General features: G+C 44.2%; 15 protein-coding genes. 10 read left to right on the forward strand and 5 right to left on the reverse strand.

The annotated features are described in order from the left end of the window. Together CUJ83_RS09915 and mcrD are read left to right on the forward strand one after the other, a co-directional pair. The gene (locus tag CUJ83_RS09915) at positions 1 to 1,425 is read left to right on the forward strand and encodes an MFS transporter (protein ID WP_230742149.1); all 1,425 of its coding nucleotides are present in this window, start codon (positions 1 to 3) and stop codon (positions 1,423 to 1,425) included. A 16-nt stretch (positions 1,426 to 1,441) separates the two neighbouring features. Next, entirely contained in the window at positions 1,442 to 1,957 is a 516-nt protein-coding gene (gene mcrD, locus CUJ83_RS09920) for a methyl-coenzyme M reductase operon protein D (protein WP_230742150.1), read from the forward strand. Between the two features lie 231 nt (positions 1,958 to 2,188). On the opposite strand, the gene CUJ83_RS09925 is transcribed toward mcrD, so the two are convergent. Beyond that, a complete protein-coding gene (locus CUJ83_RS09925; protein WP_230742151.1) occupies positions 2,189 to 2,689 on the reverse strand; it encodes a hypothetical protein in 501 nt (166 codons plus the stop codon). Between the two features lie 303 nt (positions 2,690 to 2,992). On the opposite strand from CUJ83_RS09925, the gene CUJ83_RS15730 reads away from it, so the two are divergent. The 3 genes from CUJ83_RS15730 (at position 2,993) to CUJ83_RS09935 (ending at position 5,002) form a co-directional block, all read left to right on the forward strand. Continuing rightward, positions 2,993 to 3,124 (forward strand): hypothetical protein, encoded by a 132-nt coding sequence (locus CUJ83_RS15730; protein WP_255668484.1) that lies wholly within the window; start codon positions 2,993 to 2,995, stop codon positions 3,122 to 3,124. A 70-nt stretch (positions 3,125 to 3,194) separates the two neighbouring features. Beyond that, entirely contained in the window at positions 3,195 to 4,079 is an 885-nt protein-coding gene (locus CUJ83_RS09930) for an HAD family hydrolase (RefSeq protein WP_230742152.1), read from the forward strand. Positions 4,080 to 4,351: 272 nt separating this feature from the next. Beyond that, positions 4,352 to 5,002 (forward strand): TVP38/TMEM64 family protein, encoded by a 651-nt coding sequence (locus CUJ83_RS09935; RefSeq protein WP_230742153.1) that lies wholly within the window; start codon positions 4,352 to 4,354, stop codon positions 5,000 to 5,002. 397 nt (positions 5,003 to 5,399) lie between these two features. Here the strand turns inward: CUJ83_RS09935 and CUJ83_RS09940 are convergent, their stop codons facing one another. Both CUJ83_RS09940 and CUJ83_RS09945 read right to left on the reverse strand, forming a co-directional pair. Continuing rightward, entirely contained in the window at positions 5,400 to 7,208 is a 1,809-nt protein-coding gene (locus CUJ83_RS09940) for a phospholipase C/P1 nuclease family protein (RefSeq protein WP_230742154.1), read from the reverse strand. Next, positions 7,187 to 7,636, reverse strand: coding sequence for a hypothetical protein (locus CUJ83_RS09945; RefSeq protein WP_230742155.1), 450 nt, complete (start codon positions 7,634 to 7,636; stop codon positions 7,187 to 7,189). The genes CUJ83_RS09940 and CUJ83_RS09945 overlap by 22 nt, the downstream gene beginning before the upstream one ends. Before the next feature lie 483 nt (positions 7,637 to 8,119). On the opposite strand from CUJ83_RS09945, the gene CUJ83_RS09950 reads away from it, so the two are divergent. Continuing rightward, the gene (locus tag CUJ83_RS09950; RefSeq protein WP_230742156.1) at positions 8,120 to 9,322 is read left to right on the forward strand and encodes an ATP-binding protein; all 1,203 of its coding nucleotides are present in this window, start codon (positions 8,120 to 8,122) and stop codon (positions 9,320 to 9,322) included. A 384-nt stretch (positions 9,323 to 9,706) separates the two neighbouring features. On the opposite strand, the gene CUJ83_RS09955 is transcribed toward CUJ83_RS09950, so the two are convergent. Together CUJ83_RS09955 and CUJ83_RS09960 are read right to left on the reverse strand one after the other, a co-directional pair. Then, the gene (locus tag CUJ83_RS09955) at positions 9,707 to 10,495 is read right to left on the reverse strand and encodes a hypothetical protein (RefSeq protein WP_230742157.1); all 789 of its coding nucleotides are present in this window, start codon (positions 10,493 to 10,495) and stop codon (positions 9,707 to 9,709) included. 74 nt (positions 10,496 to 10,569) lie between these two features. After that, positions 10,570 to 10,719 carry a hypothetical protein gene (locus tag CUJ83_RS09960; protein WP_230742158.1) on the reverse strand — a complete coding sequence of 50 codons (150 nt, stop codon included), beginning with the start codon at positions 10,717 to 10,719 and terminating at the stop codon, positions 10,570 to 10,572. A gap of 256 nt (positions 10,720 to 10,975) precedes the next feature. Between CUJ83_RS09960 and fdhF the strand changes: the two genes are divergently transcribed. From fdhF to CUJ83_RS09980, 4 genes are all read left to right on the forward strand, one after another. After that, entirely contained in the window at positions 10,976 to 13,036 is a 2,061-nt protein-coding gene (gene fdhF / locus CUJ83_RS09965) for a formate dehydrogenase subunit alpha (RefSeq protein ID WP_230742159.1), read from the forward strand. A 5-nt stretch (positions 13,037 to 13,041) separates the two neighbouring features. Next, complete coding sequence (locus CUJ83_RS09970) at positions 13,042 to 14,286, forward strand: Coenzyme F420 hydrogenase/dehydrogenase, beta subunit C-terminal domain (RefSeq protein WP_369424103.1); 1,245 nt, start codon at positions 13,042 to 13,044, stop codon at positions 14,284 to 14,286. A 16-nt stretch (positions 14,287 to 14,302) separates the two neighbouring features. After that, positions 14,303 to 14,536: a 4Fe-4S binding protein gene (locus CUJ83_RS09975; protein ID WP_230742161.1), complete on the forward strand. Its 234-nt coding sequence runs from the start codon at positions 14,303 to 14,305 to the stop codon at positions 14,534 to 14,536. A gap of 23 nt (positions 14,537 to 14,559) precedes the next feature. Beyond that, positions 14,560 to 14,812, forward strand: a 253-nt coding sequence (locus tag CUJ83_RS09980) for a 4Fe-4S dicluster domain-containing protein (RefSeq protein WP_230742162.1), incomplete at its 3' end; no start/stop codon positions are given.

A 14,812-nucleotide genomic window follows, 5' to 3' on the forward strand; every position in this document is an offset into this window, starting at 1 on the left:
ATGCAGCAGTCAGTTCAGATGCAGGAAATTTCTCAGGATACGGTCTATAAGAACAGGTATGTTATTCTGGCTGTGATCCTGATAGGTGTATTGATGGCAGTGCTTGACGGTTTCATGATAAGCATAGCACTTCCTACGATCACAATGTTCTTCAACGTTAACGTGGCCCAATCTCAATGGGTCATAACAGGCTATCTGATATCAATGACCTGTCTATTCATCGTTTTCGGAAGGGTCTCAGAGTATACCGGTAAGGTAAAATTGTTCATGACGGGGTTCGCTATCTTTACCTTATCCTCCCTGGCTTGCGGGCTCGCTTCCAGTATTGACCAGTTGATAGCATTCCGTATTATACAGGGTATAGGCGCATCAATGGTCGCAGGCATCAGCGGTGCCATGATCTACCACGCTTTCCCCCAAAATGAGATCGGCAGAGCTATGGGATATTATATGGCAACTGTGGCAATAGGCAGCTTAATTGCCCCGGCGCTTGGCGGATTCCTGGTCGATTCCATGGGCTGGCAGTATATATTCTTTATAAATATACCAATCGGCGTTCTCCTGCTGGCACTTGCTTTTAAATATCTTAAATTACCGGAGATGATTTCAAAGAGCCTGGAGATCGACTGGATAGGTATGGGAACTCTTATTGTTACAGTGGTCTCGCTGATGTTACTTTGCAGCGAATTCGCGAGCAGCATTAGAATAACCACGTCGTCGATCATTTATAGTGTAATATTCGCGGCAGCATTGATCATATTCACATTCCAGGAATCGAGGTGTAAAAAACCGCTGCTCGAACTCTCAATATTCAGGAATAAAAGATTCACACTTCCAATATTAAGCATGATGTGCGTGGTCGCAGTTTTTAACATTGGCGCAGTTATCTGGCCGTTCTACTTCCAGGGCGTCATGGGCTATACTCCGTCTCAGGTAGGATTGTTGTTCATGGTGACCCCTCTAGTAATGATGTTTGCCGGACCTGTATCCGGAAAGCTGTATGATAAATACCAGTGGAAGTATACGGCAGGGACAGGGGCGTTCATAGCCGCAATAGCATTCCTTTTGCTTGGTTATGCATTCATGGCGATCGACCTTACTTTTATCATTCCGGCTTTCATAATCTGGGGCATAGGATATAGTCTCTTCACAAGCCCGAACAACGCCGAGGTCTTAAGCTCCCTTCCAAGGGAAAAAACCGCCATAGCATCCAGCGTCTCGTCCACTGCACGTAACCTTGGATCCACTCTCGGCATATCCCTGGCCAGTATTCTTCTAATGTTTTGGCTAGGTATGGCTGGCTATAACGGAGTTGTATTATCGGCAGGACAGTCACTGCTCGCGAACTCTATAAGTGTGATCATGATCGCCGGCGGGGTGCTTTGCATATTAGGAGCGGTAACTTCCGTGTTAAGGAATATTTGAAGGAAGGTGATAATAAATGACGAAGTTCAGAAGACCAATATCGAATATAATGGATGAAAATAAACTGATGCAGATCGAGATATTTCCGCAAAGGCTGCTAAATCTTGATACTGCCCAGAAACTGTTGAACGAGCTAAATGTTATCGACGGCATAAACCGGATGGTCGTGTACGGCCCGGGTATGCCAAAAGACGATCCTGCTGATCTGCTGGATGGCAAATATTGCGTTCGTGAAAAGAAATATATCTGCATCATGGGTGAAATGGTCGAGCTTACTGTCCAGGTCGGAAGAATATGGATCGAGGTCCGGGATGGAAGTGTCGTTGAAAAAATACGGGAAGCATGTGTAAAAACCCTTCCATTTCCCTTTGAACTATATGAGGGCCTTTATTTGCGGACTCAGAAGACTATCACTGATTACGTAAGAAAAGGCGGGGAAGTCGATGACATAGACCTGGGGATGTTCGATCCCGGTAAATGTGTGCCATGTTGCGAGACATTGCCAGGTAGAAAAGAAAATGATCTGGTATGATCATAATAGGCCGATAGATGCCGGTATAGGATTAAGGGTAAATTAATGTTAAATAAGTGAAGATGTCGGCATTGAGAGATCCTTGCAACATTGAAATGAAAAGGGTTCCTGTCAAATGCTTCAGTCAAGATTATATCAAACCGTTGCATATGATCTGTTAAACCAATGAATTAATGGAATAGACTACAAAAATAAAAATAGAGGACTCTCTTAGCCGAACATCTTTGTTTTTTATATCATCTTTTCTGTTATCATGTCCCACATGCCGTCCATGACACCTGCATGGATCATCCCGTTATAGACTGTTATTACGGCTACGTGGTGGGTAATATTGTTCGTTACTGCCTGGCCGCTCCTGTCACCATATCCGCCATTAAGGCAGTCGAATTCTACTGTAACGTTGTAAGGGCTGTTTTCACCGTCGGTCTTAATGACCTTCAAAGTATCCATGATCCCATCGAATTTAAATGTCGCTTCTGTTTCTACAAAGTTGAGTGCCAGCCCTTCAGCCTGTTCGGCAGTGTGAGGCAGTATGCCTGCAGGGATAGATGGTTCATGCTCACCGTTAATATCCGGCATACCTGCCGGTGGTATAGAAGGCTCATGCTCGCCATTGATGTCCGGCATTCCATTGGTCGTGTTTGTCTGGTTGTTTCCCGCATCGGTTACACAACCGGTGACCAGCAGTGATAATACGCTTACCACTATTAATAAGAGTGAAACATTTTTCATGATACCATATGGAACTGCATAAAGATATAAGGATTGCTTTAGATACGAATAGAATTGTAGCTATGGTACGCCGAAAATGATATTTTCGGATTGCATTGAGTGTATTTTCATCATTCAAAATTATATACTGGTTGTCTTGTGCCCTTTTGTAATCTGGCATTTGAATTATTTTGACGATATTCTCGTTCATTTGATAGCTTCTCTGAATATTCATCCTTATTAACGTTTGAAAAGTATGCAAATAAAATAACAATATTTTTACAAGATTTATAAACTGAAATATTGTATAGATTTTGTGATAGTATGTTAGGAACGGTCATAAATCTACTAAAGCTTACAGTAAAGCTGGTATTTGCAGTTATGAATTTAATTGCAATAGTAGCCCTTATCTGGAATGTATTGTTCGGGAAGAAGAAGGTTCCGGAATCTGAATAGTTAATGTGTTATGTCAGGAAATGAAAAAGACCTCTTACCTTCCTGGAATGAGGGGCAAGTTAAGCGTGCTATGATTGATTTTGTCTCCCGGGTGACGAAAAAGGGAGGCCCTTATTTTGTACCTGCTGAGGATCGTATAGCTACTTTTGATAATGACGGCACTCTGTGGATAGAAAAGCCGTTTTATGTCCAGTTGTTCTTTGCGATCGACCGCATAAGGTCGCTTGCTCAGCAGCACCCGGAATGGCGTGAAAAACAGCCTTATAAGGCAATACTGGAGAATGATAAGGCTGCCCTGGCAAATATATCTAAGAAAGAGATCGCTGAGATGCTTCTCGAAGTACATGCTGGTTCGGGGCAGGAAGAGTTCATCCGTATCGCAAGAGAGTGGCTTGCAAACGCCCGGCATCCGCGTTTTAATACTCTTTTTACTGAACTGGTTTATCAGCCGATGCTTGAATTGATAGACTATTTGAGGGCGAATGGATTTAAAGTTTTCATAGTTTCCGGAGGCGGTATCGACTTCATCAGAGCTTTCTCCGAAGAGACATATGGCATACCCTGCGAGAATGTAGTAGGCAGCAGCCTGGAATACGAATATGCTAAGATAGATGGTGACTGGCGGTTGACAAGGCTTGCTAAATTGAATAAATATGATGATGCCGAAGGTAAGCCGGAGAGTATTGCGCTGCATATCGGGAGAAGACCGATATTTGTAGGCGGTAATTCAGATGGGGACCTTGCTATGATGAGATATGCGGCTACAGGGAAAAAGCCGTTCTTGAATGTGCTTTTGCATCATGACGATGCTCATAGGGAGTGGTCATATGATGTAGAGTCACCGGTTGGGAAGTTAAGCGAGGGGCTGGATGAAGCTGAAGAAAGGGGGTGGACGGTAGTTAGTATGAAAAATGACTGGGATAAAGTATTTCAGCTTAAGTTTAATAAAATTTAGAATGGATAATAGTAACCTGGTTAGAGTATTAAAAAATTTCCCCGGCTTTCATTATTTTATTATGGAAAAAAATTAAAGATACAATAATTAGAACATGACTGGAAATTTTATAATTTACTATCTAGCAATTAAAACTTGTTATAATTTATTTTGTAACAAGTTACAGGCATTAAAAACATTTCTACTATCTCAAATTACATAGATTATTATATTGATAGTGTTAACAAAGATACGTGAACTACCGGTCACTATATAACCGTAAAGCAGCCTTTATGATTTCCTGGGCCTTAACACTTCTTATCATCATACTATTTTTAGGTCCAGAAAAGATCATCTCATCATATGACTACATTACTCCCCGAAACATTTCTGATCTGACATCCTCATTAGGAATGCTGTCCGCACTGGCATACATCTTGTTTTATGTCGTCCGGCCATTCCTGCTCCTGCCCGTAACGCCGTTCACTATAGCCGGCGGTTTTCTTTTCGGTACCGTATACGGGCTCATACTGACAATAATCGGCAGATGTATCATCAGCGCCACTATATCGTTTTGTCTGTCCCGTTATCTTTTCAGGGATTATGTAAAAAACAAGATAAGAACAAAGTATGCCGGATGGGATAGCAGACTGGAAAAAAACGGTATATTATATGTGGCCATAATGAGGGCGACCCCGGTGCTTCACTTCGATGCTGTCGGATATATCGCCGGAGCGTCAAGTATGAGCTTTAAAAAGTATATTATTGGCAGTTTCATAGGCGACCTTCCCAGTATCATTTTTTTGACTTTTTTAGGCAGCAGTCTCACAGAATTCGGTTCCTCACAATTCTATTTAAGTATCGTCATAACAATAGTAGTAGCAGTCGGCTTCTGGATATATATGGCACATAAACTAGAAAAACCTGACTATGAATACTTATGAAAGATTTGCTAGTAAACATAAAGACGTATTTTTCCTTAAAATATCCAAAGTTATGGAAAGTAAAAAATGGGCGCTTATGAGTTTATCTCAAGTATGACCGATGATATCAACACAGGGATCTTTTTTATAGATATCTGATTTACTTTTTTAAGCAATGCGATCATAAAAAATGACTATGCTGTTTGCTGAACCGGGGTCGAATCATGACATACCTAAATTATTCGTATAGCATGGTCTAAGGTTCTGTATATATAAATATAAGGTAAATTTACTGTGATTAATAGAATAGGCATTTCAAGTTTTCAATATTTAGAAATTTTTGATTTTGTAATAAAATAAATTAATACCCGGGTTCATTTTATAAAAAAATTGAGGGAGTCGCCATGTCGACGACTCTCTATCCACTCCCCGAGAACCCAAATGTCGCCTTATTGATATCTATCGTACCCACCTTTTTGAAGTGTGACTCCACGAAATCTTTATCCCAGAACTGATTATCATCAGATCCATAACTGTGCCAGTAACGGCCTGTAACTTCCATCATCGTCGGGTTCGATATGTCTCCTGTATACATTGTCACTCTGCTGATCAGGTATTCATCGTCTCCGACGAATGAGCTTCCCGGCCCGCTCATCACAAGATAATACGTAGTGAACGAGACTTTCAGGCGATTATCTGTGACATATTGCGCAACATCCGGTGTTATCTCCAGGTAGAGAATATCGTTGCTTTTAAAAGCGGTAGTTGTAGACGGCGGTGATGTTGGCTTCTTTGTCGGGGTAGGTGTCGGCTTTAATGTAGGTTTAGGCGTCGGTGTCGGTGTCGGGTCAGCCGCTTTTATCTTAACGCTCCCTGACTTGATCTTGTACCCGCCGAGGTCGTAATACATGTATACGATGTCATTCCCGTTTGCCGGTATATCGACGGTTATCTTCCTCATATCCTGTCCGGCGCTGTTAGGCGTTATTTCATAATCCTTATCGTTAACGACAATATGTACGCCATTCCTTATGACAGGACTAGTCGGCCATTCTTTTGTCGCAATATGGTCGATATGGCCTTCAAGTGTATATGATCCCGGCTGAGATGTATATGTGACACTGTCGATAGTTACCGTATACCTGGGCAGGAACGCGTCCAGGACAGCGGCATCAGCCCTTATCGCGGTCGGTATCAATACCTGCTGCTGTGAGTCAAGTACTTTCCAGTCCATGCCAAGCACAGGTGTCTTCCATAATCCGAGCCTTGAAGAGATCTTCTGGGTGGCCATCAGCGTTTCCTTTCCGTCTACTGTGCGCTTGTAATATCCAGTATATCCCGGGTCGATCTTCAGAACAGGCGAAGCGTATAGCTCGTTGTCGTTGGTCGTAGTTGTCTTGCCGTATAATGGCAGCGTGTCTTCCGAGAAGAAATTATTGTGAGTGAAACTTGCCATGTCCCTGAATAATTTTTGCAGGGTCTGACTGCTGTCTGTGTACGTGCAAGAATACTCCAGCGACTTTACCGGGCTCCTGTAAGCGTTGTCGTCTACAGAGTCGCTATGCGTGAAGCGCTCATAAAGGTCATATCTGACATGTCCGTCGTTCCTGACATGCGCCGGTACTGTCATATCAGCGAACATATGCATGGTCTCGCCTAGGGCCCTCCATGCGTTCCCATAATTTTCGTTATTAGGGTCGCTGCTTTCAAGCGCTCTGGTATAATAGGTCTTCGCCATCTGGTAATTATACGGGTTGTCAGGCGCGCTGAAAGCCCATGTATAAGCGTCCATCTGTGGGTTTCCGTAGGACATGATGTTCCAGTCGACTATCTGGTCTGTCAAATATCTCGGTTCCCTTTCCGGGTCATAGAAATGCCTCAGTCCCATCGGGGCTTCCGGCTCGTCCGCGGAATAACCTGCGTCTATTATCCATTCCTGCACTGTCTTTTGTTTCTTTATGGCTGTGGTCCTTGCAGGGTTTGTTTTTATTGAATCGTCTTTACCGTCCTCGATGTCCCACGCGATACCGGTGCATGCCGATCCTGAAAGAGAAGCGGATTTAAGGTATTTGTCCTTAGGCATTATGTATTGCTCAAAATATTCGATCGAATGGGCGTTGATCGCCTGATGCGCATCTACGTTATTGTATGCTGAAGCGTTTTGCGGTATTATGAGCACAATGATAAGTAACAGGGCTACAGGTATCATATACTGTCTATTTTCCATTCTCCGCCCTCCTTTGTGGTCGAGAAATAATAAGTTTCACCGTCTATTGTTGTCTCGTACAAGATCTCATTCGAGTATTGCTTCACTATTCTTGCATTTCTAATGGCTTCTGCAAGCTTTTTCGCTCCGTCAGCGGACATCTCGTTTAAGCTGTATCTTTTCTTTGCCTCGTTTGTAAGGCATAATTCAAAGGCGGCTTGATCGCCGGTGTCGAGCGCGTCAGCTGATGTGCTTAAAGTCGATGAGCTTTTTTGAATATCGCCCGATGAAGGTCCAGGATCACTTTGGTAATAATTGCTGTAAGTGTTTCCTGAAGGCCTGCTATTATCATCAGGAGTCGGAGTCGTTTCGCAACAGGCACAGCAGCCGCTGACGGCTAATGCCAGTGCCAGTGTAAAGATCAATATGGCTCTTTGAGATAGATGCATATGTTTTAAGCCCCGAAAAATTTTTTTAATATGAAATTGACTGGATTTTTCTTTTGAGTTTTATTTGCTTTTAATAATAGAAATTTAACCATAATATATCAGATTTTTACCATTTTTCGATATAACAGATTTTTATTGTAATATGGGTTATTTGAAGTTATCCTTTGATATTTAGTTATCTTAAAAACCTTACTTTATTATTCTATTTTCGATCTTCAATTTTTTTTAAAAATATCAGAGTCCTGATCGGCCAATGGAGAATCGATCTTTTAACTGTTTTTAAAAATCATATTGTCATAATAACGTATAGCATCATGTAGTTTATAATGTTAGTTCATATTTTTATTATATCTTTCATTACTGTCTTATTGTAAATTGTTATATTATGGGAAATGCCAATACTCATTTTTGAGTATTCATATTACTCAATAGTGAGTAATGATAATGCGCAAATTTAAGTATTTAAAATGCGCACTATATATCATGCTTCTGGCCGAAGACATAAAAGAGCTTGTTATACTGCAGGAGAAAAAAATCCTGGATCAGGAAATAGGAGTAAAAAGGGATCTACTTGATGTCATCGACATTAACGTGCCCCATGCGATTATCATATCTGGGATCCGAAGATGCGGTAAAAGCACGCTGCTCAGACAAATAATGCAAAAGAACGGCATCTGTAATTATTTTAATCTTGAAGATCCGCGTGCCGCTAATTTCAAACTTAATGATTTTAACAGGCTGGAGCGGGTATTTGGGGAGCTACATCCAGGCCTTGACTGCTATTATTTTGACGAGATACAGAATATCGACGGCTGGGAGCGTTTTGTCAGGAACGGGCTGGATAACGGGAAAAAATTCGTTATCACCGGTTCGAACGCATCTTTACTGAGCAGGGAGCTCGGGACAAAACTTACTGGCAGGCATCTAACATATGAATTATTTCCTTTATCTTATGCAGAAACCTTAAGGCTAAAAGGACTGTCGCCTTCGATATCGACATTTCAGGAATATTTCGAAAACGGGGGATTTCCCCAGTACCTGAAATATGGGCGGCAGGATATGCTACAGCAGCTTTTAAGCGATATAATAATGAGGGACGTAGTTGTCAGGTATGGGCTGAAAGATGCAAAGATGGTAGAGCGACTTGCGCTATATCTGTTGTCGAACGTAGGTAAGGAGTTCTCCTACAGGGCTCTTGCAAAAATGTTCGACTTGAGCTCGACGCACAGGATAGCTGCTTATATATCTCATTTTGAGGATAGCTACCTGTTATTTACTGTTCCCATGTTCTCTTTTTCGCAAAAGCGACAACATGTGAACCCCAAAAAGATCTATGCTGTCGATACTGGATTGATAAATGCAAATACTTTAGCGTCAATGAGTGAAAACGGGCGCATGCTGGAAAATGTTGTGTTCATGCAGTTAAGGAGGGCTCACAAGCCGAATTCCATATTCTATCATAAAGGAAAAAGAGAATGCGATTTCGTTGTTAAGGATAAGGGCAGGGTCTCACAGGCGATACAGGTATGTTATAAGCTTACGCAAGATAACCTTGAAAGGGAATTGAAAGGGGTCAGGGAAGCGATGGAAGCATACGACCTAAGCAGGGGGACCATAATCACTATGGACCAGGAAGATAGTTTTGAAAATGTTGATATAGTGCCGGCATGGAAATGGTTAAAATAGTAAAAATCTAATTTTTTGGATGATCAAGAGTTAAAAGTATCCGATGTTCATAGTTTTCTCAATAGATGACAAATAAAATGTTTCTTATAAAACTAATTCCTGATGTCATATTTTCATATATTACAAAATTATATAGAACTAATATATCCCGATGAATGCCGATTCTAATGTTTTTATATTGATAAATGATCATGCCCGGTTTATATTAATAATGACTTTCTTTTCATGTCTCTTAATGTTCTCTTAAATCCTTTTTTTCATTTGATCTTCATTGAGAGTTCCCTTTTTGCAGGAAATTCTTAAGTTCATACATTCTTTACTTTTCTTATAGATCTGCAGTAAAAAAATAAATCGTTTTTATCAATATGTCCATCAGTTATACTTCTATACGCTCTGCATCATACCGTACTTTGCCCCGGCCAAAGAATTAAATATCCCCACCATCTCGTTGTAGTTCGTCCTCAGCCAGTCATTCTCTGATGTCACTTCACTCTTAAGCTGAATAAGCGTACTCTTCGCATTACCCTCATCCATCACAGATATCAAAGTGTCAGTCTCATTGATCAGATTTCCGCTTTCTGTAAGGTATTCTATGATCACCGGGCGGGCAGAGTTGAAGAAATCGATACCGTCCTGCGGGGTGAACTTAGAATATGGGTCATTGAATGATGCGAAATAGGACATCTCATTGATCTTTTCGGTTACCGAGACATTGGTCTGGTTCCAGGCATCATACACATCAAGCCAGTCGCCGATCAGTTCAAGTTGTTCTTTTAGGTCGCCGGCGTTTTTCAGTTGAGTTTCAACGGCACTCTCATTGTCCATGACTCCGGCGTATTCACTGCCATTAGAGTCAAGATATGTCTTATATTGCTGGCTTGCTAGCTTGAAGTCTTCAAGAGCTGAGATATATGCGTTGACATCGGTAGTGTAGTCATCTACCATCGCATTGTTCAGCGAAGGCGGCGGAAGAAAATTCGCGTTCTTTATCTCGCTGTCTATCCGGCTGAACTTTTCATTCGGACCGGTCAACGCATTTGTTTTATTTATAAGATCATCATATGCTGCCTTTTGTTCGGCGCTGACAGCTGGCTCGGTCTGCGAGGTCGAACTGCAGCCTGCGGCTATCACCGCCAGCGTTATTAAAAATATTATATATCCTACTATTCTCAAAATTATACCCCCTCAATATTAGAGTAAAAAATGTTTATTGACCTGATAGTTTATAAACTGCTAATTTAACCTGGCTATTTAATTTCACCGAACTGGTTCTCGACTTTCATCATCTCTAAGGTTGTGGATACCCCTGTGGCAGGGGTTTGTCTGCCGATGTTGATTTTGCCGCTGTTCGTGGTCGGAGTGATCGGTCCAGGTAAGAGAAGGAAGAAATAGGGCATGATATCACGCGCCCTGATTTTTCCTATTAAATAGAGTTTATCATGAATATATCTATCGCTCGACATTCGGAAATTTTGCATGGATTATTATGGCATCTAAAAATAATATTCAAATTATACCCTCTAGCTTTTAATTAAGTGTAAAAAATATTATATTATATTGTATTTTTATTAATATTTTTATATTATGCCATATGCTTATATACTGTTAAAAAAAGAGCTCACTTGTAAAGGTATAATAGTCTGAGGTTTATAAATGGAAGTAAAAATTGTACCCACGACATGCCCGTATTGCGGTACGGGGTGTGGATTAAACCTTGTTGTGCGAGACGGAAAGGTCGTCAGTGTAGCTCCCTGGCAGCGCCACCCGGTCAATGAGGGTAAGCTCTGTCCTAAGGGTCGCTATGCGCACGAGTTTATCCACCGTGATGACCGGTTGACTAAACCGCTCATCAAGAAGGACGGGAAGTTTGTTGAGGCAACATGGGATGAGGCGTATGAGCTGATCACCAAGAAGTTCAGTTCGTATCAGCCTGAAGAGATGGCCTGTCTCGCCTCCGCAAGGGTCCCGAACGAAGAGAACTATCTGATGCAAAAGTTTGCAAGAACTGTTTTGAAGACTCCGCATGTCGATCACTGTGCACGTCTCTGCCATGCGTCGACTGTAGCCGGTCTGGCAGTATCCTTCGGGTCCGGCGCGATGACCAACAACATCCTTGACATCGCCGAATCGAAATGCATTTTTGTACTCGGCAGCAACACATTCGAGCAGCATCCGCTCATCGGCAGAAGCATCATCAGGGCGAGGCAGAAAGGCGCAAAGGTGATAGTCTTTGACCCGAGGTTTACGCCCACTGCGAAACACTCGGATCTGTATGCCTCATTCTTCTCCGGCACCGATGTAGCGATCCTGAACGCCATGATGCAGTACATCATCAAGAACGGATGGGAGAATAAGGAGTTTATCGATAAGCGTACCAAGGACTTCGACAAGCTGAATGCAGTGGTCATGAAACCCGAGTACAGCCTTGAGAACGTCTCGATGATCAGCGGTATACCCGTAAAGGACCTGGCAACGGCTGCAGAGTGGTTCGCAAAATCACCCTCGTCCTGTCTGCTCTACTCAATGGGTATCACCCAGCACACCACCGGTGTCGACAACGTGAAGTCGGTCGCAAATCTCCTGATGCTCACGGGTAACCTTGGAAAGGTGGGCGGCGGAGTGAACGCGCTTCGTGGCCAGAACAATGTTCAGGGCGCCTGCGACATGGGCTGTTTGCCAAACGTGTACAGCGGGTATCAGAAAGTGACAGATGAACCTGCGATCAAGAAGATGCAAGAATGCTGGTGTTGTGATGTCGCGGGAGGCAAGATCGGATACACAGTTACAGAGATGATGAACGTTCTCACAGAGAACCCGCCAAAACTCAAAGCGATGTATATTATGGGAGAGAACCCGATGATATCCGATCCGGATCTCGCTCACGCGGAACACGCTCTTAAGAACCTGGACTTCCTTGTCGTGCAGGACATATTCCTGACGGAGACCGCGCAGCTTGCGGACGTGGTACTACCTGCGGCCTGCTATGCGGAGAAGGACGGCACACAGACAAACACCGAACGTCGTGTCCAGCGGTTCCGTAAGGCTGTCGAGCCACCCGGAGAAGCGAAGGCTGACTGGGAGATCTTCTGCGATCTCGGCAAGAGGATGGGTTATGAGAAGCTGTTTTCATTCAACAGCCCCGAGGAGATATTCAATGAGATCGCCAGGGTCACTCCGTCATACGGCGGTATGAGCTACAAGCGTCTCGAGAAGCCGGAAGCACTGCACTGGCCCTGTCCGGCAGCGGATCACCCGGGAACCCCGATCCTGCACACCCAAAAGTTTGCGACTGCGGACGGTCTCGGAATATTCTCACCGATAGAGTTTAAACCCCCTGCAGAGGTACCGGACGCGGAGTATCCGTTCATTCTTACCACAGGAAGGTGCCTATGGCACTGGCACACCGGATCCATGACAAGGAGATCGCCGTCCCTTGAGAAGGAAGCACCGACGGGATGGATCGAGATCAATAGCGATGACGCAAAGGCGCTCGGTATAAAGAACGACGAGATCGTTCTGGCTAAAACCAGGCGTGGAGAGGTCAAGGTACCTGCGAAGGTGACTGCAGAGATCAAGAAGAATGTGATGTTCATGCCGTTCCACTTCGCAGAATGCGCGGCAAACGTCCTCACGAATAATGCGCTCGATCCGATAGCGAAGATCCCGGAGTTCAAGGCATGTGCTGTGCGGATAGAGAAAATCAAGGAGGCGTGATGAAGATGGTTACAAAAGGCGATATGTTATACGCATGGGCCAATGACAAGGCAAACCGCGAACGGGGTGAGACGGGAGGTGCCGTTACCGCCCTGCTCAAGTATGTGCTCGAGAGCAAAATGGTCGATGCGGTCTATGCAGTAAAGAAAGGGGCAGATATTTACGATGCACAGCCAGCCCTCATCACGGACCCGAACGAGGTCATCCAGACGGCCGGCTCCATACATTGCGGTACATTGCTGGTGACCAAGCAGCTCAGTAAGTGCGTGCTCAACGCAGACCCGAAGATGAAGATCGCGGTCGTCGTCAAGGGCTGTGATACGATGGCCATGTATGAGATGGCGAAAAGGAACCAGATCAACCTTGACAACATCCTGATGATCGGGGTTAACTGCGGCGGAACCGTACAGCCGGTAATGGCCCGGAAGATGATCAGTGAGAAATTCGGAGTCGATCCGGATACAGTTGTGAAAGAGGAGATCGATAAGGGTCAGTTTATCATAGTGACCGCTGATGGCCAGCACAAAGGAATATCCATTGACGAGCTGGAAGAACAGGGTTACGGCCGAAGAAGCAACTGCCGCCGGTGCAAGATGAAGATACCGCGACAGGCGGACATTGCCTGCGGTAACTGGGGCGTAACAGGCGATAAGGCAGGAAAAGCGACCTTCATAGAGGTCTGCAGCGAGAAGGGCGTGTCAATGATGGACAAGGCGATCGCCGCAGGAGCTATCGAGGTCGAAACCGCACAACAAAAGGGTATAGAGATCCGCGGTAAAGTGGAGAGCGCGATGCTCAAACTGGCCGATAAGTGGCGTAAGAAGGACTTCACGACAATGGGTACAGGCACTGAGCGCCTGGAGGCTATCATGAAGGATACATCCAAATGCATCAGGTGTTACTCATGTGTCGAGAGCTGTCCAATATGCTACTGTGAAGAGTGCAGCACTAAGAAATCCTATCTGGTCACACCCGGAACGGTACCGCCCGACTTCATGTTCCACCTGATAAGGTTCGTACATGTCGCAGACTCATGCATCAACTGCGGTCAATGCGAGGAGCTTTGCCCTGCCGAGATCCAGAACTCCCGGATAATGCACATGATCCAGAATGACATCGAGGGTATGTTCAAACATGTGCCCGGTGTCGATATGGAGATGCCTGTTCTCACCGTCGCTTTAGAGAACGAAGAGCGTGAGCGGCTTGCAGCAACTGGGACCGATCAGATCTTCAACATATTCAAGGACTAATGGTCTGGTGAGTTAAGTGACGACCATATCATTAGATATCCAGAACAGGACATGTACCGGCTGTAATAATTGCGTTGTTGCCTGCCCTGTCAATGCATTAGAGTTGACTGTCGCCAACCCGGTGACCAAAAAGAAGACCTACAATGTATTGAACGGAAAGGCAGTGGTTATCGACGAGGACGTCTGCAACGGTTGCGGCGTTTGCCTGGAAGTGTGTCCTCAGAGAGCTATAACGCTTACAACGGAGTGAGGATAGTAAAGGAGGAGAATTACTTGTTACCCAGTTATTTAAAGAAAATAGAAGACAATAAACTGGTCATCGAGCAGAAACTGCTCACTACTAAGTCTAATCTGGTAGTAGACCTGGATCGGTGCACAGGCTGCGGAGTCTGCATCGACGCATGCCCCGAAGAGGCCGTTTCCGAAGGCCCGCTCGGAGCAGTGAACAGGGGTAAGGCACAGACCTCTAAGGTCGATGTCGACCCGAAGAAGTGCTCCTACTGTGGAGTATGCACAATACTGTGTC

The organism is Methanooceanicella nereidis (assembly GCF_021023085.1).
GTDB lineage: Archaea > Halobacteriota > Methanocellia > Methanocellales > Methanocellaceae > Methanooceanicella > Methanooceanicella nereidis.